Source organism: Oceanicella sp. (assembly GCF_056449545.1).
The window spans coordinates 1-2,680 of sequence record NZ_JBWOMN010000081.1 but is presented as its reverse complement, the minus strand read 5'-3'; the positions used below and the strand labels follow the sequence as shown (position 1 = coordinate 2,680).

Here is a 2,680-nt window from a genome sequence, read left to right as displayed (position 1 = left end):
GGCGGCCTCCAGCGCCGCCAGCCGCCCGCCGAGCGCCGCCGCCTCGGCGCCCGCCACGCCGCCGCCGTCGCCCGCCGCATGCACCCCCGCGACCGAGGTCATCCCCCAGGCGTCCAGCACCGGTTCGAACGCCTGGCGCGCCGCGTTCCAACGGTGATCGCAGCCCAGCAGCCGCGTGGCCTGCGTGTCGGGAATGACGCCCTCATGCAGGCAGACGACGCGGGCCGGGATGGTTTCGGCGCGCCCCCTTGCGGTGAAGGCGACGGCCTCGACGCCGTCCGCGCCGATGATCGCCGCATCGCGCACGTTGCGCACGATCCGCGCGCCCGAACGGCGCAGCGCGCGCAGCAGCCCCATGGCCTCGCCCATCATCCCCGAGGCCAGAAACCCCGGCGCATGCCGCGCCGCGCCCAGGTTCACCGGATCGTTGGTCAGCAGCACCGCCGCGGGCCCCGCGCCGACCGCCTGACACTGCGCCAGCAGCAGATACAGCAGCGGGCCGTTGCCCACGAACACCGTGGCGGGGTCGGGAACCAGCCCGCCCGATTTCAGCAGGATCTGCAGCGCCCCGGCGCCAAAGACCCCCGGCAGGGTCCAGCCGGGCAGCGGCGTCGGGCGTTCGCGGGCCCCGGCGCAGATCAGCAGGCGCGCGGCGTCGACGGTTTCGACCGCCCCGTCGCGAATCGCCCAGAGCCGCCCGGGCCATTCGATCTGCCAGACCAGCGCGCCGGGGCGATAATCGACGCCCGAGGCGCGCAGCGCCGCGATCAGCGGCAAGCCCCGCCGATACCCGGCGCCGAAGGCCGCCAGCCCGGTCGGCCCGCGCGCCGCCACCCTTTCCAGGTCGCGATAGATCTGGCCGCCGGGCGCCGGGCGTTCGTCGAGCAGCGCGCAGGACAGCCCCAGTTCGGCGGCCAGCGCCGCCGCCGCCATCCCCGCCGGCCCGGCCCCGATGATCGCCAGATCATGCTGTTTCGCGGCGCTCGGCGCGGTCATGACGCCGGATCCGGGCGGCGCTGGCGACGCACGACCATGCCGGCGGCCAGCTCGACGCCGCAGGCCTGCCGGTCCGCCCTGCCGTCGATCTCCACCAGGCATTCGAAACAGGCGCCCATCATGCAGAACGGCCCGCGCGGCGCGCCCGACACCGGCGACTCGCGAAACGCGCGCACCCCGTTGACGAGCAGCGCCGCCGCCACGGTCGCGCCCGCCGGGGCGCGCATCGCGCGGCCCTCGAAGCTGAAGGCGATTTCCTCGCCGCCGGGATCAAGGCGCGGCGCCGGTCTGAACAAGGGGTTTTGCATCGGGGGTCAACTCGAATCTGTCGGCGCTGAACGGCGCGGTTTCCTCGGGCAGGCCGCCGGCGGCGATCGCCGGGGCCAGAATCTCGGCATGGATGGCGGCGAGGGTCACGCCGCTGTGGCAGCCCAGCGCGAACAGGCCGGGCAGGTCGGGCCAGGTCTGGTAGATCGGAAAGCCGTCGGGGCTCATCACCCTGAGCGCGCCCCAGGCGCGCGCCACCGCCACGTCGGCGAGATGCGGAAAGGCCCGCGCCGCGCGCGCCGCCATGGCCGCCGCGTCCCGCGCCCTGACCCGGGTGTCGAACCCCGCATCGGCCTTGCTGTCGCCGATCATCACCCCGCCTTCGGCGGTCTGGCGCAGTTTCGACAGCGGCAGGTTCAGGAAGCGTTCGGTGCGCTGGGTCACCAGAATCTGACCCAGCTGCGGGCGCACCGGAAACGCCTTGCCCAACCCCTCCGCCAGCGCCGCGTTGCCCAGCCCCGCGGCCAGCAGCACGCGGCGGGCGTCAAGCGTCGCGCCGTCGGCGCGGGTGATCCGGTAGCCCGCGCCGCGCCGCGCCACGACGGCCGCCGCGGCGCCGGGCAGATGCGCAAGCCCCAGCCCGCGCCCCGCCGCGTGCAGCGCGCGCAGCAGCAGCAGCGGATTGACATGACCGTCATCGGGGCAGAAGGACGCGCCCGTCACCAGCGGCCCGATCCGCGGGACCAGCGCGCGGGTCGCGTCGCGATCCAGCAGCCGCGCCCCATAGGCGCCCGCGCCCTGCTGATCGCGCATCCGCTCCACAAACGCCGCGCGGGCGGCCAGTTCAGCCTCGCCAAGACACAGGGTCAGGCCGCCGGGGCGCGCGAAATCGATCCCGAATCCGGCCTCCGCTTCAAGCCGCGCGGCGAAATCCGGCCACAGATCCGCCGAGCGCCGCGACCAGGCGGCGTAGGCGGGCATCCCCAGCCCCTTGCTCTGCACCCAGATCAGCCCGAAATTGCCCGCCGAGGCGCGAAACGCCGCGTCGCCCTCGTCAAGCACCGCCACATCGCCGCCGCGCCGCGCCAGGCCCCAGGCCAGCGCCGCGCCGACCAGCCCGCCGCCGATGATTATGGTGTCGAAATCCACCTGATGCGCCTCCCCGGCCGGAGCCTAGACAATTTTGCGCTTTCGCGTCCATGGCATTCGGGGTCAGAGTGACGCGCCGCCAACATGCAGGGACGACCATGCAGACATCGACGATGACGGGCGCGCCGGCGCGCGACGCCGTGGGGGCGCTGGCGGATCTGGCGCTGGCCCCGAAGGCCGGGGATCTGGGCGCCGCCACGCGCGCGGCGCTCAACGACTGCGTGCTCGACTGCGTCGCGGCGGCGCTGGCGGGCGGGCGCAGCGCCGC

General features: G+C 74.8%; 3 protein-coding genes. All 3 read right to left on the bottom strand.

Going from position 1 to position 2,680, the window contains the following annotated elements; translation table 11 throughout:
- Positions 1–996: NAD(P)/FAD-dependent oxidoreductase (locus AC1HC7_RS11450; RefSeq protein ID WP_479499033.1), on the bottom strand; the 996-nt coding region annotated here is incomplete at its 3' end.
- Complete coding sequence (locus AC1HC7_RS11445) at positions 993–1,292, bottom strand: (2Fe-2S)-binding protein (protein WP_479498067.1); 300 nt, start codon at positions 1,290–1,292, stop codon at positions 993–995. The genes AC1HC7_RS11450 and AC1HC7_RS11445, both read right to left, overlap by 4 nt.
- Positions 1,267–2,412 carry an NAD(P)/FAD-dependent oxidoreductase gene (locus AC1HC7_RS11440; RefSeq protein ID WP_479498068.1) on the bottom strand — a complete coding sequence of 382 codons (1,146 nt, stop codon included), beginning with the start codon at positions 2,410–2,412 and terminating at the stop codon, positions 1,267–1,269. Before AC1HC7_RS11440 ends, AC1HC7_RS11445 begins: the two co-directional genes overlap by 26 nt.
- Between the last annotated feature and the right edge of the window lie 268 nt (positions 2,413–2,680).